Source organism: Streptomyces mabaensis, from assembly GCF_053763515.1.
In genome coordinates this window covers 138,923-162,800 of record NZ_JBSOPZ010000007.1, presented here as the reverse complement: position 1 = coordinate 162,800, position 23,878 = coordinate 138,923, and the positions used below count along the sequence as shown (strand labels likewise).

At 72.4% G+C, this 23,878-nt stretch carries 23 protein-coding genes; 15 read left to right on the top strand and 8 right to left on the bottom strand.

The features are described from left to right. Positions 1-99: 99 nt before the first annotated feature. The 3 genes from ACWV17_RS08595 to ACWV17_RS08585 all read right to left on the bottom strand — a co-directional run bounded on the left by ACWV17_RS08595 (position 100) and on the right by ACWV17_RS08585 (position 2,430). Positions 100-813 (bottom strand): phosphatase PAP2 family protein, encoded by a 714-nt coding sequence (locus ACWV17_RS08595; protein ID WP_455359175.1) that lies wholly within the window; start codon positions 811-813, stop codon positions 100-102. Between the two features lie 33 nt (positions 814-846). After that, on the bottom strand, positions 847-1,782 hold the full coding sequence (locus tag ACWV17_RS08590; RefSeq protein ID WP_455353966.1) for a M56 family metallopeptidase: 936 nt from the start codon (positions 1,780-1,782) through the stop codon (positions 847-849). Positions 1,783-1,851: 69 nt separating this feature from the next. Next, positions 1,852-2,430: a DUF5134 domain-containing protein gene (locus ACWV17_RS08585; RefSeq protein WP_455359174.1), complete on the bottom strand. Its 579-nt coding sequence runs from the start codon at positions 2,428-2,430 to the stop codon at positions 1,852-1,854. A gap of 196 nt (positions 2,431-2,626) precedes the next feature. On the opposite strand from ACWV17_RS08585, the gene ACWV17_RS08580 reads away from it, so the two are divergent. Continuing rightward, positions 2,627-3,181, top strand: coding sequence for a GNAT family N-acetyltransferase (locus ACWV17_RS08580; RefSeq protein WP_455359173.1), 555 nt, complete (start codon positions 2,627-2,629; stop codon positions 3,179-3,181). Positions 3,182-3,206: 25 nt separating this feature from the next. Here ACWV17_RS08580 and ACWV17_RS08575 read toward each other — a convergent pair whose 3' ends face one another. After that, positions 3,207-3,890, bottom strand: coding sequence for a glycerophosphodiester phosphodiesterase (locus ACWV17_RS08575; RefSeq protein ID WP_455353963.1), 684 nt, complete (start codon positions 3,888-3,890; stop codon positions 3,207-3,209). A 350-nt stretch (positions 3,891-4,240) separates the two neighbouring features. On the opposite strand from ACWV17_RS08575, the gene ACWV17_RS08570 reads away from it, so the two are divergent. The 6 genes from ACWV17_RS08570 (at position 4,241) to ACWV17_RS08545 (ending at position 10,534) form a co-directional block, all read left to right on the top strand. Continuing rightward, positions 4,241-5,380: an LLM class flavin-dependent oxidoreductase gene (locus ACWV17_RS08570; protein WP_455359172.1), complete on the top strand. Its 1,140-nt coding sequence runs from the start codon at positions 4,241-4,243 to the stop codon at positions 5,378-5,380. Then, the gene (locus ACWV17_RS08565) at positions 5,377-6,375 is read left to right on the top strand and encodes an alpha/beta hydrolase (protein WP_455359171.1); all 999 of its coding nucleotides are present in this window, start codon (positions 5,377-5,379) and stop codon (positions 6,373-6,375) included. The genes ACWV17_RS08570 and ACWV17_RS08565 overlap by 4 nt, the downstream gene beginning before the upstream one ends. Positions 6,376-6,456: 81 nt before the next feature. Then, the gene (locus ACWV17_RS08560) at positions 6,457-7,842 is read left to right on the top strand and encodes a DUF6421 family protein (protein ID WP_455359170.1); all 1,386 of its coding nucleotides are present in this window, start codon (positions 6,457-6,459) and stop codon (positions 7,840-7,842) included. Between the two features lie 26 nt (positions 7,843-7,868). Next, positions 7,869-8,624 carry an SDR family NAD(P)-dependent oxidoreductase gene (locus ACWV17_RS08555; protein ID WP_455353959.1) on the top strand — a complete coding sequence of 252 codons (756 nt, stop codon included), beginning with the start codon at positions 7,869-7,871 and terminating at the stop codon, positions 8,622-8,624. Continuing rightward, positions 8,621-9,682, top strand: a complete 1,062-nt coding sequence (locus ACWV17_RS08550) for a threonine aldolase family protein (RefSeq protein WP_455354029.1) — start codon at positions 8,621-8,623, stop codon at positions 9,680-9,682. The genes ACWV17_RS08555 and ACWV17_RS08550 overlap by 4 nt, the downstream gene beginning before the upstream one ends. A gap of 252 nt (positions 9,683-9,934) precedes the next feature. After that, positions 9,935-10,534 (top strand): transglutaminase-like domain-containing protein, encoded by a 600-nt coding sequence (locus ACWV17_RS08545; RefSeq protein WP_455353958.1) that lies wholly within the window; start codon positions 9,935-9,937, stop codon positions 10,532-10,534. A 53-nt stretch (positions 10,535-10,587) separates the two neighbouring features. On the opposite strand, the gene ACWV17_RS08540 is transcribed toward ACWV17_RS08545, so the two are convergent. Next, on the bottom strand, positions 10,588-11,310 hold the full coding sequence (locus tag ACWV17_RS08540) for a lysophospholipid acyltransferase family protein (protein ID WP_455359215.1): 723 nt from the start codon (positions 11,308-11,310) through the stop codon (positions 10,588-10,590). Between the two features lie 230 nt (positions 11,311-11,540). Here ACWV17_RS08540 and ACWV17_RS08535 point away from each other — a divergent pair, with 230 nt between their 5' ends. The 6 genes from ACWV17_RS08535 to ACWV17_RS08510 all read left to right on the top strand — a co-directional run bounded on the left by ACWV17_RS08535 (position 11,541) and on the right by ACWV17_RS08510 (position 17,943). Continuing rightward, entirely contained in the window at positions 11,541-11,891 is a 351-nt protein-coding gene (locus ACWV17_RS08535) for a thioredoxin family protein (protein ID WP_455359214.1), read from the top strand. 201 nt (positions 11,892-12,092) lie between these two features. Then, positions 12,093-12,599 carry a flavin reductase family protein gene (locus tag ACWV17_RS08530; RefSeq protein WP_455353956.1) on the top strand — a complete coding sequence of 169 codons (507 nt, stop codon included), beginning with the start codon at positions 12,093-12,095 and terminating at the stop codon, positions 12,597-12,599. 190 nt (positions 12,600-12,789) lie between these two features. Next, positions 12,790-13,575 (top strand): electron transfer flavoprotein subunit beta/FixA family protein, encoded by a 786-nt coding sequence (locus tag ACWV17_RS08525; RefSeq protein WP_455353955.1) that lies wholly within the window; start codon positions 12,790-12,792, stop codon positions 13,573-13,575. Positions 13,576-13,634: 59 nt separating this feature from the next. Next, positions 13,635-14,600 carry an electron transfer flavoprotein subunit alpha/FixB family protein gene (locus ACWV17_RS08520; protein WP_455359169.1) on the top strand — a complete coding sequence of 322 codons (966 nt, stop codon included), beginning with the start codon at positions 13,635-13,637 and terminating at the stop codon, positions 14,598-14,600. A gap of 154 nt (positions 14,601-14,754) precedes the next feature. Further along, the gene (locus tag ACWV17_RS08515; RefSeq protein WP_455359168.1) at positions 14,755-16,062 is read left to right on the top strand and encodes a DUF6986 family protein; all 1,308 of its coding nucleotides are present in this window, start codon (positions 14,755-14,757) and stop codon (positions 16,060-16,062) included. 84 nt (positions 16,063-16,146) lie between these two features. Then, on the top strand, positions 16,147-17,943 hold the full coding sequence (locus ACWV17_RS08510) for a protein kinase domain-containing protein (protein WP_455359167.1): 1,797 nt from the start codon (positions 16,147-16,149) through the stop codon (positions 17,941-17,943). Positions 17,944-17,984: 41 nt separating this feature from the next. On the opposite strand, the gene ACWV17_RS08505 is transcribed toward ACWV17_RS08510, so the two are convergent. After that, complete coding sequence (locus ACWV17_RS08505; RefSeq protein WP_455359213.1) at positions 17,985-18,971, bottom strand: LacI family DNA-binding transcriptional regulator; 987 nt, start codon at positions 18,969-18,971, stop codon at positions 17,985-17,987. A gap of 211 nt (positions 18,972-19,182) precedes the next feature. On the opposite strand from ACWV17_RS08505, the gene ACWV17_RS08500 reads away from it, so the two are divergent. Next, positions 19,183-20,142, top strand: a complete 960-nt coding sequence (locus tag ACWV17_RS08500; protein WP_455359166.1) for an ROK family protein — start codon at positions 19,183-19,185, stop codon at positions 20,140-20,142. 527 nt (positions 20,143-20,669) lie between these two features. Next, a complete protein-coding gene (locus ACWV17_RS08495; RefSeq protein ID WP_455353950.1) occupies positions 20,670-21,707 on the top strand; it encodes an NUDIX domain-containing protein in 1,038 nt (345 codons plus the stop codon). Here ACWV17_RS08495 and ACWV17_RS08490 read toward each other — a convergent pair. Both ACWV17_RS08490 and ACWV17_RS08485 read right to left on the bottom strand, forming a co-directional pair. Continuing rightward, positions 21,666-22,415: an MBL fold metallo-hydrolase gene (locus tag ACWV17_RS08490; RefSeq protein WP_455359165.1), complete on the bottom strand. Its 750-nt coding sequence runs from the start codon at positions 22,413-22,415 to the stop codon at positions 21,666-21,668. The two genes, ACWV17_RS08495 and ACWV17_RS08490, sit on opposite strands and share 42 nt — an antisense overlap. Positions 22,416-22,491: 76 nt before the next feature. Continuing rightward, positions 22,492-23,856: a M20/M25/M40 family metallo-hydrolase gene (locus tag ACWV17_RS08485; RefSeq protein ID WP_455359164.1), complete on the bottom strand. Its 1,365-nt coding sequence runs from the start codon at positions 23,854-23,856 to the stop codon at positions 22,492-22,494. Positions 23,857-23,878: the final 22 nt, after the last annotated feature.

The following is a 23,878-nucleotide window of genomic DNA, read 5'->3' as shown; positions in this document are numbered from 1 at the left end:
CCCTTCCGGGGTGCCCTGGTGCTGCTGGCTGTCGGTACTGGGCGACGCGGGGGATCGTCCAGTACCGGCGGCACTCCGCCGTACGGCTGCCGCCGGTCCTCAGCCGCGCGGTCCTCGCGGACCGCCGCCGGCAGCACGCCGCTCGTACAGGATCACCGAGAGCATCACGACGGCGGCACCGAGCAGCCAGCCTCCGACCACGTCGGAGAACCAGTGCACGCCCAGGTACAACCGGGTCAGGCCGACGCCGACGACCGACACCGCCGCGACCGCGAGCGTCGCCCGCCACACCGGGGCGCCCGCCCCGAACCTCAGCAGCAGCCACAGCAGCAGCCCGAAGGCGACCACCGCCGTCATCGCGTGCCCGGACGGGAAGGCCGCGTAGTGCGCCGAGTCAACCGGGTCCGGCCAGCGCGGCCGCTCGCGTCCGACGGCCGCCTTCAGGCCCTGCTGTACGACCGTGCCCACCGCGGCGGTGCCCACGACCCACCAGGCGAGCAGCCGCTCGCCCCGCCACAGCAGCCACCCCGCGACGGCCGCGAGCAGGACCCGCATCGTCCACGGATCCCAGACCCAGTCCGTCAGCACCCGGTTCAGGTGGGTGAAACCGGGATCGTCGACCGCCTTGCGGTGCAGCAGGTCGGCGATCTCGCGGTCGTACGCGAGCAGCGGCGACCACTCGACCGAGACCAGCGCGACCAGGACCGCCGACAGCACGGCGAAAAGCGAAAGCGCTGTGTTCAGCATCACCCCCGCACGCGGCGGAAGCGGCGACGGCATACGGGACTTGGGGGGCGGGGCCGTATCACGCATGCGGCGATCATCGCCGATGGCGCAGCCTCCGGGCTAACCCAGAGCGCTGAGGCCGGGGAGGAACGCGACGAGCAGCGGAACGACCGGCACCAGCGCGGCGGCGGCGGTCAGCCGGAGGCGACGGCCGGCGGTCAGCCGGGGCGCGGCCGCGAGCAGCCGGTGCACCCGCTGCGGCACCTGGGCCTGCGGGGTGGGGCACGGCCCGAACACGCCCCGGTCCTCGTTGAGTTCCACCAGGGCGAGGGCGATGGTCAGCCGGCCGAACCGGCGCGAGGCGACATCGTCGGCGGCCAGTTCCACCAGCCGGTGCATCTCGTCGCGGAACGCGGCGAACACCGGCACCTGCGGGAAGCCGGTGGCCAGGGCGGCGGAACAGTGCAGCAACCAGTCGTGCCGGGCCGCGGCATGACCCTGCTCGTGGGCGAGCACGGCATCCAGCTGACGCCCCTTCAGGCGCTGCAATGCTCCGGTGGTGATCACGAGCCGGGGCGCGGCGCCCGGCAGCCACCAGGCATCGGGGCGCGCGCCTTCGAGCACGACCAGCCGCTCGGGGCCGGGCTCCTCGCCCGGCAGCAGCGGAGCGCGTACGAGGAGCTCCCGGCGGCCCTGCCTCCGACGGGCGCGCGTCCGGCGGATCTCCCGGGTGAGCATCGCGGCGGTCCAGGCCGCGCCGCCGGCGAGCAGGACCGCGGTGCCCGCGGCCCAGGGGCCGCCCATGCCCAGTGCGTACGCATCGACCACCCCGCTCGGCGCGTGGGCGAAGACGCGGCCCCGCACGACCTGCCAGGCGGCGGCCGCACTGAGGGTCATCGAGAGCGCGAAGGACAGCAGGACCCCGGCCACCACGCACTGCCACACCCACAGCGCCACCACCGGCTCGCGCTCCGGCCAGTCGGCCCGGGCCAGCAGTCGCGGGGCCACGACAGCGGCCACTGCGCCGAGCAGCAGCAGCGCGAAGGGGACCATCATGGTCCCCAGCCTATGAGCACGGGCTACCGGCGGGTATGACCTTGGCCCTCAAGTGACGGACGCCACGTCTCACAGGGTGAGGAGCATGGCGAACATCCCGATCCCCATCGCCAGCCGGCAGGCCGCCGTCACCTCCGGCCGCACACTCCCGGCGAAGCCGGCGCCCGCCGGCCCCCCGGCCGAGGCGGCAGCGGTGACGGAGAGCAGCCCGGCGCCGGTGCGCAGCATGTACACCCCGTAGTACGCCAGCAGTGCTCCGGTCAGCAGCGGGACGCCGCCCGCCGCGGTGGCCGCGCCATGGCCCGTGTGGCCGCCGCCCGGCAGCATCGTCACCGCCATGTAGAGCATCGCCAGCGATCCGACGAGATGGTGCAGGTGGTGCAGATGGTGAACGCTCAGCCGGGACAGCCACAGCGCCCGTAACGCGGCGACGCCGAACACCGCGCAGAGCACCGCCCCCGTCAGCCGGGGCGGCCCGGCCGCCGCGGCGGGCACCGCCATGGCGGCCATGCCGAACCCCATCACCGCCTCGCTGCCGGCCGCGCTGCGCTGTTCCTCGGACGGACTGCGCAGCCGCAGCAGGCAGTAGGCGCCGGTCGCTGCGCACAGCGCCACCAGCAGCCATGCGGACGTCACCGGACCGTGCACGGCGCACCTCCCCGTTCGACGGTGTCCCGGAGGTGATGCCCACCGGCCCCCGGGGCGCACGCGAGCGCAGCGGGGTAGTGGGGGAGCACACGGACCGCCGGACGGGGCCGCGTTACGCTCTGGGTGCCCGGGACCGGCGTCCGCGAGCCGGACCGGGGCACCGGGACACCAGCACGTGAAACGGAGACCGCACCCGATGGACACCGCCCCGAGCCGGGCCGCAGCAGAACTCACCTTCCGGGACGCCGCCGACGCCGATGTGCCCGCGCTCGTCGGGCTGATCGAGTCGGCCTACCGGGGCGACGCCAGCCGGGCGGGCTGGACCACCGAGGCGGACCTCCTCCAGGGGCAGCGCACCGACCCCGACGGCGTGCTCGACGTGATCAGGGCCGCAGGCAGCCGCCTGCTCGTGGTGGAGCGCGAGGGGGCGCTCGTCGCCTGCTGCCAGCTCGAACACCGCGGCGAGAGCGCGTACTTCGGCATGTTCGCGGTCCGCCCGGAGCTGCAGGGCGCGGGCCTCGGCAAGGTGATCATCGCCGAGGCCGAGCGTTCCGTACGCGAGAACTGGAGCGCGCGCGAGATGCACATGACCGTCATCTCGGCGCGGGACGACCTGATCGCCTGGTACGAGCGCCGCGGATACCGGCGTACCGGGAAGATGTCCCCCTTCCCGTACGGCGACGAGCGGTTCGGCATCCCGCAGCGCGACGACCTGGAGTTCGAGCTGCTGGTCAAACCGCTGACCGGCTGACGGGCCGGCGGACCGGCCGGGCACGCTACGCGGTGAAGCGGCCGGTGCGCCGGATCTCCGGATAGTCGGTCGTCGCGCCGTCCAGCTCCAGCGCCCGGACGAGCCGCAGATGGTCCTGGGTGTTGACCACCCAGCCGATGACCTTCAGCCCGGCGGCGTGCGCGCTCTCGACCGTCTCCAGGGTGAGCCGGCGGATGTTGAGAGCGACCGCTTCCGCTCCGGCCGCGCGGGCCCGGTCCACCACGTCGGTGCCGTAGTGGCTCGCGATCAGCGTGGTCCGTACGCCCGGTACCAGCCGCGCGATCTCGGTGACCGCCTCCTCCTGGAAGGACGACACGTCCACGCGCCCGGCGAGGTCCCGACGGTGCATGACCTCGGCGAGGGCCCGGGCCGCGGCCACGTCCTTGATCTCCGCCTGGAGGGGCGACCGCACGGCGTCGAGGACCTCCTCGAAGACCGGGACGCGCTCGCCCTGGCCGGCGTCGAGCTCCCGCAGTTCGGCGAGGGTCATGTCGGCGATGGCGCCCCTGCCGTCCGTGGTGCGGTCGACCTCGGCGTCGTGCATCACCACGAGCGCCCCGTCCTTGCTCAGGTGCAGGTCCAGTTCGATGACGTCCATGCCCGCGTGCTCCGCGCGGACGAAGGACCGCAGGGTGTTCTCCGGCTCCACACCCATGACCCCGCGATGACCGATGGTGAGGAAAGTCAAGGTCTCTCTCGCTTCCGTCGACGGCGGCATTCCCGCGCGGCGACCTGACACCGACCACGCGGCAGGCAGGCAGCCTAACGGCCCGGCCCGGCAATGGAACCGGCCTCACACCGCACGTTTCCCCCGGGTGGAACCAGGTGGCTCACGCCCGTCCGGCCTCCGGCGTCGCCCCGGACGCCTGTCCCGTCACCCGTGCGTGGGCGCGTCCCCCGAACCTTGACGCGCGAGTCGAGGCGGCACGCGTACCACCCGCTCTTGCTTCTTCGTGACATGACTACTAGTCATATAGCGAATCGAAATGAGCAGGGCGAGGGACACCACTGCGCGGGACACAACCCCCTGGAGGCGGCGTGAAATTCTCCGTGATCTTCGAAGCCCAGCTGGCCGATCCCACCGTGGAGCGGGAGCACCAGGTCATCCGCGACAGCGTCGAGCAGGCGGTGCTCGCCGAGCGGATGGGCTTCGACCGCGTCTGGGCCGTCGAGCACCACTCGCTCAAGTGGTACGCCCATATGAGCGCCCCCGAGATATTCCTGACCTGGGTGGCCGCGAAGACCAGCACCATCCGGATCGGCCACGGCGTGGTGTGCATGCCGTTCAACTTCAACCACCCCGCCCGGGTCGCCGAGCGGGCGGCCATGCTCGACCTGCTCTCCGGCGGCCGCCTCGACCTCGGTGCGGGCCGCGGCGGCACCGCACAGGAGACCTCCCTGTGCGGGGTCGACAAGGACCGTACGGCCCAGGAGGTGGAGGAGGCGCTGCGCATCGTCGGCAAGGCCTGGCAACAGGACGAACTCGAGTACCACGGCGAACTGATCGACATCGATCCGCATCCGATCCTGCCGCGTCCGCGGCAGACCCCGCATCCGCCGCTCTTCCTCGCCTGCAGTCGTACGGAGACGCTCACCCAGGCCGCCGAGCTGGGTATCGGGGCGCTGGTCATGGGCTTCGCCGGGCCCGGGGCGATCGTGGAGATGCGCGCCGCGTACGACCGGGCGATCCGGCGGCGGGGGAGCGACCGGTTCGTCTCCACCGTCGTCAACGACCACTTCTCCGTGCTGTGTCCGACGATCGTGCTGGACGACCGGGAGGAGGCCCGGCGCATCGGCATCCGGGGACAGCGTTTCTTCGCCCAGTCCATCGGTCACTGGTACGGCGGCGCCGGCATCCCCGACGAGGCGGTCGTCGAGGGCACGGACGAGGCCGCCGAGATGCGGAAGGCGGCCGAGCAGGTCGTCGCCCGGCTGCACGAGCACCGGATCCCGGTCCGCCCCACCGCCACCGCCACGTTCAACGCCGACCACGCCTACGGCACGGCGGACGACGCGATCGCGTACGTGGAACGGCTCCGCGACGCGGGCGCCGACGAGGTGATGTGCCTGATCCAGATGGGCACCGTGCCGCAGGAGGCATGCCTGGAGACCCTCCGGCAGTGGGGCGAGAAGGTCATCCCGCACTTCAGGACCGAGCAGGAGAGGGAGCGCGCATGACCCCGGAGGCCGACCGGCTGGCGCCCGCGGCCCGCCCCTTCGCCGATGCCCTGACCGCGGTCTTCCCCGACGTGGGCGGCGCCGTGACGGATGCCGCCGAGGCCCGGCGCATCCTGGCCGCTGCGCCCCGGCCGCCCGGCGAGCCGCCGCGGGTGGGCTCCGTCACCGACCGTACGGTCCCCGGCCCGGTGGGCGCGCCCCCGGTACCGGTCCGGATTTACCGGCCCGAGCCGGACGGGCCGCCCGGGCCCCGGCCGACCGTGGTGTTCTGCCACGGCGGCGGCTGGGTGCTGTGCGACCTGGACACCCACGACGCGACCGTCCGCGGTCTGTGCCGCGCGTCGGGCGCCACCGTGGTCTCCGTCGACTACCGCCGGGCACCCGAGGCGCGCTTCCCCGCGGCCGTGGAGGACGCCTACGCCGCGCTGTGCTGGGCGGCGGAGCACCTCGGCGACCTGGGCGGGCACCCGGGCGCTCTGGTCGTGGCCGGCGACAGCGCGGGCGGCAACCTGGCGGCGGCATCGCTGCTGCTGGCGCGGAAGCGCGGCGGGCCGGACGCCGCCCTCCAGGTGCTCGTCTACCCCGGTCTGGACGCGGGCCAGGACACCGCCTCGTACACGACGAACGGCACCGGCTACTACCTCACGGCCGCGCACGTGCGGTGGTTCTGGGAGCAGTACCTCGGTCCGGACGGCGACGGCGCGGATCCGCTCGCCTCGCCGCTGCGGGCGGACCTGGCGGGCATGCCGCCCGCGTATGTGGTGACCGCCGGGTGCGATCCGCTGTGTGACGAGGGTCGCGCTTACGGGGAGAAGCTGCGGGCAGCAGGAGTGGAGGTCACCGAGCGGCACTACCCGGGGATGTTCCACGGGTTCTTCTCGCTGCCGGCCTACCTGGACGACGCGCGGGACGCTCTCGCCGGAGTCGCGGAAGCGATCGCCTCGACGGCCTCAGACGGCAAAAATTGCGGTGAGGGAGGGGTCGAGGCAGGATAATTTCCCGAGATCCCACTTGAGAAGGAGAGCCTCGCGCCTATACGGTGTTCTTACGCGAGGTTCTCCTGTGAAGGAAGTGTCATGACGGAAATTCTTGTGCAGGACCGGCCCGGTGGGTCCATAGCCACCGACGAGCGGGTGGTCGACCACCCGGCATGGCCCGTGCTCAAGACCGCCGTGGAAGAGATCCGCCCCTGGCAGTCCAAGGACGGTTCGATCGATTTCGACGCCGAGGGCGCTCCCTCCCGCGCCACGGCCGAGGCCACGCTGGAGCGTGCCGTCGCCGCGATCGAGGAGCTCGCCCCGCTGCTGCCGCACAACGCCGCCTACCACCGCGCCCTCGTCAAGGACCTGCGCGCCTGGGCGGCCGGCGGCTTCGTGGTCCCCGACTTCCTGGACTCCCTGCTCGCCTTCCAGCCGGCCGGCCAGCGCGCCGACGGTCTCCAGCACCTCGTGCTGTTCCCGATGTACACGCAGAACGGCAACCCCGACCGCAACCTCGAGGCCGTCGTCCTGCGCATGGTGTGGCCCGAGTGGCTCGCCGAGCTGGAGCGCACCCGCTACGACAACCCGCTCTTCCTCGGTATCACCTTCGAGGACTTCACCGCCGGTTACGACACCAACTCCGCGGTGCTCTTCCCCGAGACGATCGCCGTGCGCGAGGCGCCGGAGCGCTTCACCTGGGGCGGCATCTTCTGCGACCGCGAGGCGGCCCGCTTCCGCAAGGTGACCGAGGCGGCCGTGGCCACTCTCGGCCTCGAACTCCCCGACGACATCCGGGACATGGTCGGCGACCAGGAGCGCTGCGAGAAGGCCTTCGTGCTGTGGGACATGGTCCACGACCGCACGCACAGCCATGGCGACCTGCCGTTCGACCCGTTCATGATCAAGCAGCGGCAGCCGTTCTGGATGTACGGGCTGGAGGAACTGCGCTGCGACCTCACCGCCTTCAAGGAGGCCGTGAAGCTGGAGGCCGAGGGCAACTCCCACGGCCGCGACGTCCAGTACGCCGTGCTGTTCGACCGGATGTTCCGCTTCCCGCTCAGCGGGGACCGCGTCCGCAACTACGACGGGCTCGGCGGCCAGCTGCTCTTCGCATACCTCCACAAGCACGACGTGGTCCGCTGGACCGACAACACCCTGAAGATCGACTGGGAGCGTGCCCCGCAGGTCACCAACCAGCTCTGCGCGGAGATCGAGGAGCTGTACCGCTCCGGCATCGACCGCCCCAAGCTGGTCCACTGGTTCGCCGCGTACGAGCTGGTCTCCGGCTACCTCGCCCCGCACCCCGGATCGCGCTGGGCCAAGGGCCCGGACGCGCTCGACCTGACCCTGCCGCCCCGCAAACTCGTCGACGACGTGCTTCCGGACGAGTTTCCGCTCAGCATGTTCTATGAGGCGCTCTCCAAGAAGCTCAAGGACGTGATTGCCTCCACCAAGGGCATCACCGCGGCGAGCGCCGCGTGAGCACACATGCCCAGGAGGCGACGTCCATGAACGTGAACGGCAACGGGACGCTCAGCGGAGCGGTGATCGCGGTGGCCGGCGCGGCAGGCCCGGCGGGCCGCGCCACACTGCTGAGGCTCGCGGAGGAGGGCGCGACCGTGGTCGCGGCCGACGCCGACGCGGCCCGCCTGGCGGAGGCGGTCGACGCGGCGCGCTACGCCCACGGCGGAGCCACGGTCGTCGGTGACACCGTCGACCTGCTCGACCTCGGTGCGGCCCGGGAGTGGGCGACGCGCACCGAGAAGGAGTTCGGCCGGATCGACGGCCTGGTCCACCTCGTCGGCGGCTGGCGCGGCAGCGCCACGTTCGCGGAGACCGACCTGGCCGACTGGGAGCTGCTGGAGAAGCTGCTCATCAAGACCGTCCAGCACACCTCGCTGGCGTTCCACGACGGGCTGCTGCGCAGCGACCGCGGCCGCTACCTGCTGATCAGCGCCGCGGGCGCCTCCAAGCCCACCGCGGGCAACGCCGCCTACGCGGCGTCCAAGGCGGCGGCGGAGGCGTGGACGCTCGCGCTGGCCGACGCCTTCCGCAAGGCGGGGGGCGAGGAGGGGCCGCGCGCGGCGGCTGCGATCCTGGTGGTCAAGGCACTGGTGCACGACGCGATGCGCGCCGAGCGCCCGAACGCGAAGTTCGCGGGCTTCACGGACGTCAAGGAGCTGGCCGAGGCCATCGCCGGCGTCTGGGACCGTCCCGCCCAGGAAGTGAACGGATCCCGTCTGTGGCTGACCCCGCAAACCTGAGAACCGACGCCCGCCGGCATCACGACCCGGCAGTGCGCGGATTCGCCAGCGACAACTACGCGGGAGCGCATCCGGAGATCCTGGCGGCGATCGCGCTCGCCAACGGCGGCCACCAGGTCGCCTACGGCGAGGACGAGTACACCGAGCACCTGCAGAAGATCATACGAAGCCACTTCGGGCCGTACGCCGAAGCCTTCCCCGTCTTCAACGGCACCGGGGCCAACGTCGTCGCTCTCCAGGCGCTGACCGACCGCTGGGGCGCGGTCATCGCCGCCGAGTCCGCGCACATCAACGTAGACGAGGGCGGCGCGCCCGAGCGCATGGGCGGGCTGAAGCTGCTCACCGTACCCACGCCGGACGGCAAGCTCACCCCCGAGCTCATCGACCGGCAGGCCTGGGGCTGGGACGACGAGCACCGGGCGATGCCGCAGGTCGTCTCGATCACCCAGAACACCGAACTCGGCACGGTCTACACGCCGGACGAGATCCGGGCGATCTGCGAGCACGCCCACGAGCGCGGCATGAAGGTCCACCTCGACGGGGCGCGGATAGCCAACGCCGCGGCCTCCCTGGACGTGCCGATGCGCACCTTCACCAACACGGTGGGCGTGGACGTGCTGTCGTACGGCGGCACCAAGAACGGCATGCTCTTCGGCGAGTCCGTGGTCGTCGTGAACCCGGACGCCGTGCGGGCGATGAAGCACCTGCGCAAGCTGTCGATGCAGCTGGCCTCCAAGATGCGGTTCGTCTCGGTGCAGTTGGAGGCGCTGCTCGCCAAGGACCTGTGGCTGCGCAACGCCCGGCACGCCAACGCCATGGCGCAGCGGCTCGCCGAAGGGGTCCGCAAGGTCGACGGTGTGGAGATCCTCCATCCCGTCCAGGCGAACGCGGTCTTCGCGCGGCTGCCGCACGATGTCAGCGAGCGGCTGCAGAAGCGTTACCGCTTCTACTTCTGGGACGAGGCGGCCGGCGACGTCCGCTGGATGTGTGCCTTCGACACCACCGAAGAGGACGTGGACGGCTTTGTCGCGGCTCTCGCGGAAGAGATGGGCCGCTAGGGGGCGTCGTCAAAGTCCCGCCTGACCCGCGGCGTCTGGCACGGCACCTCGCTGCGTTGTCGGAGTCATCCAAGTACGTCCAGTACGAGGATGATCCTCCGCCTTGCGATGCACCGCACCAGACGCCGCGGGTCCCGCCCTTCGGGCGGACGGCGCTACTTTGACGACACCCCCTAGCAAGATCCTGAATATCTATGCAGCCGACCGGAAATGTATTGACTCCGGTCGGCTGTGTCCTTAGTCTCATTGCTTATGCAGCTGATCCAGGACAATTCCGACATCTCCGCCTACCTTGTGGCGGACGATGCCGTCAACCATGACCACCCGCTGATCCGCGAGACCGTAGCCGCCCTCAGGGTCGGCGCCTCCGACGCATACGCATACGCCAAGTCCGCATTCGAGTTCATCCGGGACACCATTCCGCACTCCCAGGACGTCGACGACCTCCGGGTCACCTGGCGCGCGTCGGACGTCCTCGCGCAGGGCACCGGTATCTGCTACGCCAAGTCGCACGCCCTCGTGGCGCTCCTGCGAGGCGCGTCCATCCCCGCCGGCCTCTGCTATCAGCGCCTCGCCGACGAGGACGGCTCGAATCCGGTCGTCCACGGGCTGGTCGCGCTCCGGCTGCCCGGGCGGAAGCGCTGGGACCGGCAGGACCCCCGGGGCAACAAGCCCGGTGTGGACGCACAGTTCTCGGTGGACGGCGAACGACTGGCCTGGACAGTGCGTCCGCAGTTCGACGAGGTCGACTATCCCGTCCTCTACGCCGCACCGCACCCGGTGGTCCTGGACGTGCTGCGGGCGGCGCCGGACCGGCACTACCTCTGGAAGACGCTCCCGGACGCGCTGTGAGCCGGAGCCGCCGGCGACCGGAGCGGCGGAGCGGGCGGCGCGGCGCAGGGGTGTCAGCCTGCCTCGCGCACCTGAGCGGGCGTCGGAGCCGTGCCGCCGAGGTGGGCGGGGACCCACCAGGTGTCGTCCGCGTCCTTGGGCCGGACCGGGTAGGACCGCTGCGCGGCCTCCAGCAGATCCTGGACCCGCTCGCGCAGCCGCCGGGTGATCGCACCGGCGTACTCGTCGGTGGGGGCAGGCATCGGCTCGCCGACGCGCATCGTGACCGGGATGTGGCTGCGACCGAAGTTGCGCGGCCGGCCCTTGGTCCAGATCCGCTGGGTTCCCCACAGCGCCATCGGGATCAGGGGCACACCGGCCTCCTGGGCGAGCCGCACGGCACCCGACTTGAAGCTCTTCAGCGTGAAGGACTGGGAGATCGTCGCCTCCGGGAACACGCCGATGATCTGGCCCGACCGCAGCGCGTCGAGCGCGTGCGCGTAGGCCGCCTCGCCCTGCTGCCGGTCCACCGGGATGTGCTTCATCGCGCGCATCAGCGGCCCGGACACCCGGTGCCGGAACACCGACTCCTTGGCCATGAAGCGGACCAGCCGCCTGGAGGGCCGGGCGGTCAGTCCGGTGAAGATGAAGTCCAGGTACCCGATGTGGTTGGACACCAGAACGGCGCCGCCCTTGTGCGGGATGTTCTCCGTACCCTTCATGTCGATCCGCAGATCGAGCGCCTTGAAGAGAGTGTGCGCCGCACCGATCACCGGGGGATAGACCAGCTCTGCCATCTGGAGGAGGGACCCTTCTCTCATGCCTGGGGAGGGTTCTCCCGGCGGAAAGTTACGCTGCCGTAGGTTCCGGCAATGGTGCAGATCGTGCCCCATGTGGGCCCGGCTGGCCAGTCCTGCCGCCCGTGGGCGGCGAGATTCTCGTCACGTCACCCGGACCGGGCGGTCACCCTGCGCAGCAGACAGGCGCAGGGGACCGGGAATTCTCGCGGTCCCGGGGATGCTGGAGCCTGGGGCGGAGGGACTGGAGGGACTTAAGGGTGCGCGACGACGACAGGCGGCTCGGCGCCGCCGAGCTGGGCACGGATCTCGGGGCGCGTGCGACGCTCGTCCAGTTCTCCAGCGCCTTCTGCCAGCCCTGCCGGGCGACCCGGCGGACGCTCGCCGACGTGGCGGGCATGGTCGCTGGGGTCGCGCATGTCGAACTCGACGCGGAGGACAACCTCGGCCTCGTGCGGGAGCTGGGGATCACCAAGACGCCGACCGTGCTCGTTCTGGACGGCCTGGGACGCGTCGTCCGCAGAGCAGCGGGGCAGCCGCGCAGGGCCGACGTCATCGCCGCGCTCGGCGAAGCGGTGTGAGCACCGGCTTCGTGACGCTGCTCGCACATCCCGTCACCCACTTGACTGCAAGCACCACGAATCGCCAGTCTGACGCCATGCCGCCACAACTCCTTCTCCACGGCCGGGTCCACGTGGACCTCGCCCGCAACGCGAGCGCGCGCTGTCCGGGTTGCTGAGCAACCACGGCCCCGCTCGTCTCCACGCAAGAAGGACAGCTCCATGACGGCTTCGCCCGAACTCGGGACTCCCCGGCCCGCTTCACCCGAACTGCTGCGCTCCGTCTTCCGGCAGCACGCCGCGGGGGTGTCGGTGATCACCGCGCAGGGGGAGCGCCCGGTGGGCTTCACCGCCACCTCGCTCAACTCGGTCGCCGCCGAGCCGCCGCTGATCTCGTTCGGGGTGGGTACGGGCTCCTCCAGCTGGCCCGTACTCGCCGAGGCCGAGCACATCGGCGTACACATACTCGGCGAGCACCAGCGGGATCTGGCTGCCACCTTCGCCCGCAGCGGTGCCGACCGCTTCGCGCCGCCCACCGCATGGCGCACGGGTCCGGAGGGAGTCCCGCTGCTCGACGGGGTGCCGGCCTGGCTGGTGTGCCGCGTGGTGGCCCGGATTCCGGCGGGGGACCACCGGATCGTGGTCGCCCAGGTGGTCGTCGGTGACCCGGCGGGAGGGGGGCGGCCTCTCCTTTACCACCAGGGACGCTACAACGCGCTGAGGGACTGAGGGCCGCCGATTACGGAGCGTTGGCAAGGTCACAGTTCAAAGCGCTTGCTTACAGGGAAACAGCTGGGTGTACTGACGAGTAATATTTCGTTCGGAGCGCGGCCCGCCCCGACCGGGATCCGCCCAGTAAGGCGCCTATGCTGCCAAGCACAAGGCAGCTCAATAGAGACAATGCAGTAGGAGAGCCGGCGTGAGCTTGAGGATCGTTGTCTGTGTGAAGTACGTGCCCGACGCCACCGGCGACCGGCACTTCGCCGATGACCTGACCGTCGACCGCGATGACGTCGACGGCCTGCTGTCGGAGCTCGACGAGTACGCGGTCGAGCAGGCGCTGCAGATCGCCGACGAGGCGGACGACGCGGAGATCACCGTGCTGACCGTCGGCCCCGAGGACGCCAAGGACGCGCTGCGCAAGGCGCTGTCCATGGGCGCCGACAAGGCCGTCCACGTCGAGGACGACGACCTGCACGGCACCGACGTCATGGGCACCTCGCTGGTGCTCGCCAAGGCGATCGAGAAGACCGGCTACGACCTGGTCATCTGCGGCATGGCCTCCACCGACGGCACCATGGGCGTGCTCCCGGCGATCCTCGCCGAGCGCCTGGGCGTCCCGCAGGTCACGCTGCTCTCCGAGGTCTCGGTCGAGGACGGCACCGTGAAGGGCCGTCGGGACGGCGACGCCGCGTCCGAGCAGCTTGAGGCGTCCCTGCCGGCCGTCGTGTCCGTGACCGACCAGTCGGGCGAGGCGCGTTACCCGTCCTTCAAGGGCATCATGGCCGCCAAGAAGAAGCCGGTGGAGTCCCTGGACCTGGAGGACCTGGAGATCGAGGCCGACGAGGTCGGCCTCGAGGGTTCCTGGACCAAGGTCGACTCGGCCGCGCAGCGTCCGGCCCGTACGGCGGGCACGATCGTCAAGGACGAGGGCGAGGGCGGCAAGCAGCTGGCCGAGTTCCTCGCGAGCCAGAAGTTCATTTAAGGCTCGCGCAGAGCCCAAAGCCCCCTCATACTTCGCATTCGCAGGAGAGAAGAAGTCCCATGGCTGAAGTTCTCGTCTACGTCGACCACGTGGACGGCGCCGTCCGCAAGCCCACGCTGGAGCTGCTGACGCTGGCCCGCCGCATCGGCGAGCCCGTCGCCGTCTTCCTCGGCGCGGGCGCCGAGGCCGCCGCCTCCGTGCTCGGTGAGCACGGCGCGGTGAAGGTCCTGGCCGCCGACGCCGCCGAGTTCGCCGACTACCTCGTCGTACCGAAGGTCGACGCGCTCCAGGCCGCGTACGAGGCGGTGTCCTCCCCGGCCGCCGTGCTCGTCCCGTCCTCCGCCGAGGGCAAGGAGATCGCGGCCCGCCTCGCGGTCCGTATCGGCTCCGGCATCATCACCGACGCCGTCGACCTCGAGGCCGGCGACGAGGGCCCGGTCGCGACGCAGTCGGCGTTCGCCGCCGCCTTCACCACCAAGTCCCGTGTCTCCAAGGGCACCCCGGTCATCACGGTCAAGCCGAACTCGGCCCCCGTCGAGGCCGCTCCGGCCGCCGGCGCCGTCGAGCAGCTCTCGGTCACCTTCGGCGAGCAGGCCGCCGGTACCAAGGTCGTCTCCCGTACCCCGCGCGAGTCCACCGGCCGCCCCGAGCTGACCGAGGCCGCGATCGTGGTCTCCGGCGGCCGCGGTGTCAACGGCGCCGAGAACTTCCACGTCATCGAGGCGCTGGCCGACTCCCTCGGTGCGGCCGTCGGTGCCTCGCGCGCCGCCGTCGACGCCGGCTGGTACCCGCACACCAACCAGGTCGGCCAGACCGGCAAGTCGGTCTCGCCGCAGCTGTACATCGCCTCCGGCATCTCCGGCGCGATCCAGCACCGGGCCGGCATGCAGACCTCGAAGACCATCGTGGCCATCAACAAGGACGCCGAGGCCCCGATCTTCGACCTGGTCGACTACGGCGTGGTCGGCGACCTCTTCGAGGTCGTCCCGCAGCTGACCGAAGAGGTCAAGACCCGCAAGGGCTGACCTGCGGGGATGCTCGTGCCCCGGGGCCGCGTGGTGATCTTCACCGCGCGGCCCCGCGCCGTTTCCGGCAACCATTGACGCAGGTCGGCACGGGAGACTAATTTTGCTATACGGATTGTTGATTCCGTGCAGCGGAAAACAGGAGGGTGCAGGAATGGGTCAGCACGAGAAGGTGGCAACGAGCCTCGCAGGCGCGGTCAGCGAGGGCATCAGCGCCTCCCTCGCCCCGGTGGACGCGGAGCTCGCCCGCCGCTACCCGGGAGACCCCGGCACCCGCCAGCCCGTCCACACCGTTTACGTCCCCGGCGACATCTTCGAGCCCGGGACCGTCCGCTCCTGGGGCGACCAGGCCCTCGCGGCCCTCGACGAGCACGCCCCCGACGCCGCCACGTTCGCCGGTGTCCTCGGGATCTCCGACGAGCTCGCCGGCCCGGTATACGAGCGCGTACGGGCCAAGCTGGTGCGGGAGCCCATCGAGGACCTGCGCATCGACTTCGAGGACGGCTACGGGCCGCGCCCGGACGACGAGGAGGACGCCGCGGCCGCCCGCGCCGCGCGTCTGGTCGCGGAGGCGTTCGCGAACGGCACCTCCGCCAACACCGCCCCGTACATGGGCATCCGGATGAAGTGCATGGAGGCCGCCGTCCGCGACCGCGGCATCCGCACCCTGGATGTCTTCCTCACCGGACTGATGGAGGCGGGCGGCCTTCCCGAGGGTTTGGTCCTCACCCTGCCCAAGGTGACCTACCCCGAGCAGGTCACCGCGATGGTGCGCCTGGTCGAGGAGTTCGAGAAGGCGCGCGGCCTGGAGCAGGGCCGGATCGGCTTCGAGATCCAGATCGAGACCAGCCAGTCCATCCTGGCCGCCGACGGCACCGCCGCGGTCGCCCGCATGATCGACGCCGCCGAGGGCCGGGCCACCGGGCTGCACTACGGCACCTTCGACTACAGCGCCTGCGTCGGCGTCAGCGCCGCCTACCAGTCCAGCGACCACCCGGCGGCCGACCACGCCAAGGCCGTCATGCAGGTCGCGGCCGCCGGCACCGGCGTGCGTGTGTCGGACGGCTCCACCAACGTCCTGCCGATCGGCACGACGGCGCACGTCCACGAGGCGTGGAAGCTGCACTACGGCCTCACCCGCCGCGCGCTGGCCCGTGCGTACTACCAGGGCTGGGACATGCACCCCGGCCACCTGCCCACCCGCTACGCCGCCGTCTTCGCCTTCTACCGCGAGGGACTCGAGCCCGCCGCCGCACGCCTGGCCGCCTACGTGGCCAAGACGGAGGGCGACATCATGGACGAGCCCGCCACCGCCAAGGCGCTGAGCGGCTACCTGCTGCGCGGGCTGGACTGCGGCGCACTCGACACCGACGAGGTCGCCCGGCTCACCGGCCTGACCCGCGCCGACCTGGAGGCGTTCGCGATCCCGCGCCGGGCGGCCCTGACGGTCACCGCTCCGTAACGCCCAACAGGGTCCCCGAGGTCCGCCACTTCTGCCCCGTACCCTGTACGCGACCACAGTCGCCATACAGGGAACGGGGCAGCGGTGTCTTCGGGGGAGAACGAGTACGACGGCGGAGCGGGCAGACTGCTCGCCGGCCGGTACCGCATCGTGGAGCAGCTCGGCCGGGGCGGGATGGGAGTCGTCTGCCGTGCCGTCGACGAAGTCCTCGGCCGCGAGGTCGCCGTCAAGGAACTGCGGACGTTCACCGACTCCTCCGGCCCCGAACTGGCCGATCTGCGGCTGCGGATGCAGCGCGAGGCGCGGGCCGCCGCGCGCATCCGGCACCCCGGAGTGGTCGCCGTGCACGATGTCGCCGAGGAGGGCGGCAGGCCCGTCATCGTGATGGAGCTCATCGACGGGCCTTCCCTGGACGGCGTGTTGGGCGAGCGCGGTGTCATCGAGGCCCGCGAGGCCGCTGCCCTCGGTGCCCGGGTCGCCGAGGCGCTGGGCGCCGCGCACCGGGCCGGCGTGCTGCACCGCGACGTCAAGCCGGGCAACATCCTGCTGGACCGCGGCGGCCGGGTGGTGCTCACCGACTTCGGTATCGCCGCCATGGACGACCCCGGCGACGGCTCCACCACCCATCTCACCCGCAGCGGCGAGATCGTCGGCTCGCTGGACTACCTGGCGCCCGAACGGGCCCAGGGCCAGGAGCCCGGCCCCGCGTCCGACGTCTGGGCGCTGGGCGCCACCCTGTACGCGGCCGTCGAGGGCGCCTCGCCCTTCCGCCGCACCTCGACCTGGTCCACGCTCAACGCGATCGTCGTGGAACCGCTGCCGGAACCGCGCCGGGCCGGGCCACTCGCTCCCGTACTGCGGCAGTTGCTGGACAAGGACCCCGCGCGGCGCCCCGACGCCGAGCGGGCGGCGCAGCTGCTCGCGGCGGTCGGCTCGGGCCAGGAGCCCTCGGCGGCCGGGCCGGCGGTGAGTCCAGCGGCGCCGGTGAGCCCTGCGCCGGTGAGCCCCGCGCCGGAGACGTCCGCGGGGCCGGGCGCTGGTCCGCGGGTGCCGACGGTGGCCAACGTCGTGCCGCACCAGCCGGAGGGTTTCGGGCCGGTGGTCAGAGGCCTCCCCGAGACGTCCGCCGTCGTACCGGCGTCCTCGCGCTCGCGCGGCCGTGGCCGGGGCGGGGCCGTGGTCGCTGCGGCGGTCGCGGCCGTACTCGTCGCGGGCGGCGCCCTGGCGTATGTACTGACCGGCCGTCCGGATGCCACCCCGGGCCGGGAGTTGGCCGCCGACGCGCGGCCGGGCGTCTCCGCCTCGGCGGGTGAGTGGCCCAGCCCTGGGACCCTGCCGTCCGGGGCGGGCCGGAGCGGGTCGCCGGCCCCGTCCGCGTCCAAGGCGGGCGGGAGCGGCGAGAAGTCCCCGTCCGGCACGGCGAAACCGCCCGCCGGGGGAGGCGGAGACGGTGCTGCCGGGCGATCGGGCGGTACGGACGGGGGCACGTCGGGGTCCGGCTCGACGGGCGGCTCGACCGGTTCCGGCTCGTCGGGCGGTTCGACGACCGGCGGCGGAGGGACCACCGGCACGCCCGGCGGCGGCGACCCCGCCCCGGCCCCCGTCTGCCACGGCATCGGCGGCGGCAAGTACAACTGCCAGGTCTGGCGCACCGCGAAGTCCTACAGCCACTCCGGCACCGAGATGGGCGTGCTCAACGCGGGCACCAACTACTTCTACTGCCAGGCCGACCTCGGCCGCCGCGAGACCTACGGGCAGTGGACGAACGTCTGGTGGGCCCGGACCGACGACGACAGCGGCAACACCGGCGTGTATGTCAGCGTGGTCTACGTGAAGGGCGGCGACAACGACCAGCCGGTGCCGGGCCTGCCGGTCTGCTGACCCGGGCTGGAACGTGGGTGGAACCCGGGTGGAACCGGCCGTCAGGCCCTGGGCGGGATCTCGCCCGAGCCGCGCGGGATCAGCCGCGTCGGGAGCTGGATCCGCTCGGGCGCGCCGCCGGCTCCCTCCAGCCGGCGGAACAGCCGCTCCGCGGCCGTCCGGCCCAGCCGCGCCGCGTCCTGCGCGACGACGGTCAGGCCTGGCTGCAGCAGCTCGGCGAGCTCGATGTCGTCGAAGCCGACCAGGGCGACGGGATGGTCCCAGCCGGCCAGCACGCGTACCGCCGTCACCGTCACGCGGTTGTTGCCCGCGAACAGTGCGGTGACCGGTTCCGGCCCGCTCAGCATCGCGGTGGCCGCGGCCCGGACCCGGGAAGGCTCGGTGGAGCCGAGCGAGACCCAGGACTCGGCCACCGGCAGCCCGGCCTCGTCCATCGCGGCGCGGTAGCCGCGCAGCCGCTCGCTCGCGGTGTGGATCCGCGGCTGGTCGCCGATGAAGCCGATCCGGCGGTGGCCCCGGGCGATCAGGTGCGCGACGCCCTCGCACGCGCCGCCGAAGCTGTCCGAGAGCACGACGTCGGCGTCGATGCGTCCGGCCGGGCGGTCCACGAAGACGGTGGCCACGCCCGCCTTGATCTCGGGCTCCAGGTAACGGTGGTCGTCACCGGCCGGGATGACGATCAGCCCGTCCACGCGGCGTGCGCACAGGGCGAGTACGAGTTCCTGCTCGCGCTCGGGGTCCTCCGCGCTGGAGCCGTTGATGAGCAGCGCGCCGTGGGCGCGGGCCACCTCCTCCACGGCGCGGCTCAGCGGGCCGTAGAAGGGGTCGGCGAGATCCTCCAGCACCAGGCCGATGCTGGCGGTACGGCCCTTGCGCAGCACCCGGGCGCTGTCGTTGCGGCGGAAGCCCAGCGCGTCGATGGCCTCCTGGACGCGGCGCTCGGTATCCGGGGTGACGCCGGGCTCTCCGTTCACCACCCGGGAGACCGTCTTGAGGCCGACTCCGGCGCGGGCGGCGACGTCCTTCATGGTCGGCCGGTTTCCGTAGCGGTGCTCGGGCTGGCGGGCGGTCTCGGCCACGGTGCGCTGTCCTGTCGTTGTCGGGATGCGTCGGCATGGACGTCGTCGGAGGATCCTATAAGTGTGGTGTCGAGCATAGAACCTGGACAACGTTGTCAGAGATAGGGAGACTGGTCCCCGAAGCCGCGCCTCGCCCCCTCTCACCTGGAGATCCCCGCCGATGCACTCCGACCTCGTCGCCGCGCTCGACATCGGCGGTACCAAGATCGCCGGCGCGCTGGTGGACGGCTGCGGGCGGATTCTGGTCCGTGCGCAGCGCCCGACGCCCGCCCAGGAGGACGGCGCCACGGTGATGCGGGCCGTGCGCACGGTGCTCGCCGAGTTGGCCGAATCGCCGCTGTGGGCGCGTGCGCGGGCGGTGGGAATCGGCAGTGCGGGCCCGGTGGACGCCGCGGCGGGCACGGTCAGCCCGGTCAACGTGCCCGGCTGGCGCGGCTTCCCGCTCGTCGAGCGGGTACGGGCGGCCGCCGACGGGCTGCCGGTCACCCTGGTCGGCGACGGGGTCGCGATGACCGCCGCCGAGCACTGGCGGGGTGCCGCCCGGGGCTTCGACAACGCGCTGTGCCTGGTCGTCTCGACCGGGGTGGGCGGCGGCCTCGTGCTGGGCGGCCGACTGCATCCGGGACCGACCGGCAACGCGGGCCACCTCGGGCACATCAGCGTCGACCTGGACGGCGATCCGTGCCCGTGCGGGTCGCGCGGCTGCGTCGAACGGATCGCCAGCGGCCCCAACATCGCGCGGCGCGCGGTCGAGAACGGCTGGCGCCCGGGACCGGACGGTGACCTCACGGCCGCCGCGGTGGCCGCCGCCGCACGAGACGGCGACCCGGTCGCCCGTGCCTCGTTCGAGCGGGCGGCGCAGGCGCTGGCCGCCGGGATCGCCGCGACCGCGACGCTGGTCGAGATCGACATCGCGGTGATCGGCGGGGGAGTGGCGGGCGCGGGCGAGGTCCTGTTCGCCCCGCTGCGCCGCGCCCTGGGGAGCTACGCGACGCTGTCGTTCGTCCGGGGCCTGCGGGTGGTGCCGGCCCTGACGGGCACGGACGCGGGTCTGGTGGGCGCGGCAGCGACGGCGCTGCTCGCCGAGGCGGAGGAGACACCGGCGGCGATCCCCGGCTGACCGCGGCGGGTGAGTGCCCGGCCCCGCGCGGGCGACTCCGCGCCTGGCCGTTGACGCCGAGCCGCCGCCTGCCGGGCCGGCCTTCCATGGGTCACCCCAGCCGGCGTCGCTCCCCGCCCCCGGCCCCAGCCGCCGGCGCTCCCCGCCCCCGGCCCTCGCTGCCGGAGCCACCCGCATCCGGCCCTCGCTGCCGGCGGATCCGAGCACGCCCGCCTGCGGCACCCGGCCCCGGGGGGCCGCGCCCGCGCGACCGCCCCGCGCGCAGCGCTCGGTGCACACCCGCGCCCTGGCGTCGGGCGAAGAGGGGGCCCTCGTCGAACCCGCGCCGGTGCGCACCCGCCCCCGCCTTCGCTGCCGGACCGGGAGCCCGGACACGCCCACGCGGCAACCCCGCGGCGACTCACGGCCGCGGGGTACAGCAGACCGGTGCGCCGTCCGCCCGAGGACGAACGCACCGTGCCCGCTTTCTGGTTTCCGTGGCAGGGTGTTGCGGGCAAGCCACAGGGGGCTACGGAAGAGGGGGAATCGTGATTGTCTGGATCAACGGTGCGTTCAGTGCGGGCAAGACCAGCGCGGCACGCGAACTGATCGACCTGATCCCGCACAGCACGTTCTACGACCCGGAACTGATCGGCGCCGGGCTGCGCAACCTGCTGCCCCAGAAGCGGCTGGCCGAGGTGAGCGACTACCAGGACCTGCCCATCTGGCGCCGCATGGTCGTCGACACCGCAGCCTCGCTGCTGGCCGAGCTGGGTGGCGTGCTGGTGGTGCCCATGACCCTGCTGCGTCAGGAGTACCGCGACGAGATCTTCGGAGCGCTCGCCGCCCGCCGCGTTCCGGTACGGCATGTACTGATCGCCCCGGAGGAAACGATCCTGCGCGCCCGCATATCCGCCCGCGAGGAGTTCGAGAGCGACCCGGAAGGCAGCGAGCGCGTCCGGCAGTGGGCCTACGACCACATCGAGCCGTACCGCGCCGCGCTGCCCTGGCTGACCGCCGACGCCCACGTGATCGACAACAGCGCCCTCACCCCGTACGCGACGGCCGAGCACATCGCCGAGGCGGTACGGACCGGGGCGGCCGGGGCCTGCGACATCGTGCAGACACCCGAGCCCGCCGCGGAGACACTCGCCGCCGGGGTGCTGCTCTTCGACGAGCACGACCGGGTGCTGCTCGTCGACCCGACGTACAAGCCCGGCTGGGAGTTCCCCGGCGGAGTCGTCGAGCGCGGCGAGGCGCCGGCCCGGGCCGGGATACGTGAGGTCGCGGAGGAGATCGGCTACCAGCTCGACGAGGTGCCCCGGCTCCTGGTGGTCGACTGGGAGCCGCCCAGGCCGCCCGGATTCGGCGGACTGCGGCTGCTGTTCGACGGCGGCCGGCTCGACAGCGAGCGGGCCGGGAGCCTGCTGCTGCCGGGCGCCGAGCTGCGTGGCTGGCGTTTCGTCACCGAGGAGGAGGCGTCCGGGCTGCTGCCCCCGGCCCGCTTCGACCGGCTGCGCTGGGCGCTGCGGGCCCGTGAGCGGTCAACAGTGCTCAACCTCGAGGCCGGCGTCCCCGTCGGCTGAGTCCTCGGCCGCCGACTTCAGCACGGCCGCGGCGTCCTGCGTCAGCGGGTCGCCGTGGCCGAAGCAGACGGTGGACGGGGCGAGCGCCGCCAGCCGCCGGAAGGAGGCGACGGCGCGGGCACGGTCGACGTTGAACACCCCCAGCATCACCTGACCGACGGCGGCCACGCAGTCACCGGTGAACAGCACGCCGTGCCGCGGCAAATGGATCCCGATACTGCCGTCCGTGTGGCCGGGGGCGTGCACGACCCGGGCCCCGTCGCCGAAGCCCAGCCCGTCGCCATCCCGGAGCTCTCGGTCTACCCGGGTGGCCGGCGCGGGCGGCACGGTGAGCCCGTGCGCGTACAACGGGCGCTCCCAGTCCAGGAGTACGGGCTCGGGCACCGGCTGCTCGCCGCGGATCACCGGCGCGTCGAGCCGGTGCGCGAGCACCTCGGCGCCGTGACGCGCGGCGAGTTCACCGGCCGCGCCGACGTGGTCGCGGTGGCAGTGGGTCAGCACGATCCGGCGGATGTTCTCCGGGCGCAGGCCCAGACTCCGTACCGCCGCCTCGATCTCGGGACCGGACGTGACGTTCCCGGCGTCGATCAGGGTCAGTTCCGCACCGTCGTCGCTACCGTCGTCGGTGCGGTCGCGCCAGAGGTAGGCCTGGCCGATCGGGAAGCGGAACATGTGGAGTTGCCCGGGGAGTACCTCGACGAGATCCATCCGGCGAAGGTACGGACCCGCCGCCCCCCGCCGCACGGAAATTCGCCCGTGGCGATCACGCTGAGCGCTTAAGCGGTCAGGACTTCTTCGACTCGGCGTAGTTGACCAGGAACAGTGCCTCCGCGACGGAGAGCCGCTCCAGCTCCTGCGGCGAGACGCTCTCGTTCACCGCGTGGATCTGCGCCTCCGGCTCGCTCAGCCCGATGAGCAGGATCTCCGCCTCGGGGTAGAGCGCGGCGAGCGTGTTGCACAGCGGGATCGAGCCGCCCATGCCCGAGGACTGCATCTCCTCACCCGGGTACGCCACTCGCATCGCCTCGGCCATCGAGGTGTACGCCGGGCTGCTGGTGTCCGCCTGGAACGGCTGGCCCTGGCCCACCTGCTCCACGGACACCCGCGCCCCCCACGGGGTGTGCGCCTCCAGGTGCGCGGTCAGCAGCTTGGTGGCCTCCGCGGCGTCCTGGCCGGGCGGCACCCGCAGGCTGATCTGCGCCCGCGCGCTCGCCTGAAGGGACGGCGTGGCGCCGACGACCGGCGGGCAGTCGATGCCGATCACGGTGACGGCGGGCCGGGCCCAGATCCGGTCGGCGACGGTGCCGTGGCTGATCAGACCGACGCCGTCGAGCACCTTGGCGTCCCGGCGGAAGTCCTGCTCCGGGTAGTCCAGACCGTCCCAGCGCGCGTCCGCCTCCAGGCCGTCGACGGTCGTCGAACCGTCCTCGGCGCGCAGCGAGCCCAGTACGTGGATCAGTGCGGCGAGCGCGTCGGGCGCGGCGCCGCCGAACTGGCCGGAGTGCAGGTTGCCTTCGAGGGTGTCGATACGGACGCGGAGCATGGTCATGCCGCGCAGGGTCGCCGTGACGGTCGGCAGACCCACCCGGAAGTTGCCGGTGTCCCCGATGACGATCGTGTCGGCGCTGAGCAGCTCGGGGTGCGCCTCGGCGTACCGCTCCAGGCCGCCGGTGCCCTGCTCCTCGGAGCCCTCCACGATGACCTTGACGCCCACCGGGACGCCGCCGTTGGCCTTCAGGGCGCGCAGCGCGAGCAGGTGCATGATGAACCCGCCCTTGCAGTCGGCGGCGCCGCGCCCGAACCAGCGGCCGTCGCGCTCGGTCAGCTCGAACGGCGGGGAGACCCAGGAGGCCAGGTCGAGCGGCGGCTGCACGTCGTAGTGGGCGTAGAGCAGGACGGTGGGCGCGCCCTCGGGGCCGGGCAGGTAGCCGTAGACCGACTGCGTGCCGTCCGGGGTGTCGAGCAGCGCCACGTCCTGGAAGCCCTCGGCGTCCAGGACGTCGGCGATCCAGCGGGCGGCCGCCTCGCACTCGCTCTTCGGGAACTGCGCCGGGTCCGCCACCGACTGGAAGGCCACCAGCTCGGCGAGCTCCGCCTTGGCGCGGGGCAGCAGCGAGGCGACGGTCTCGGCGACCGGATTCGGCGACATGGGCACGCTCCTGGTGGGTGCG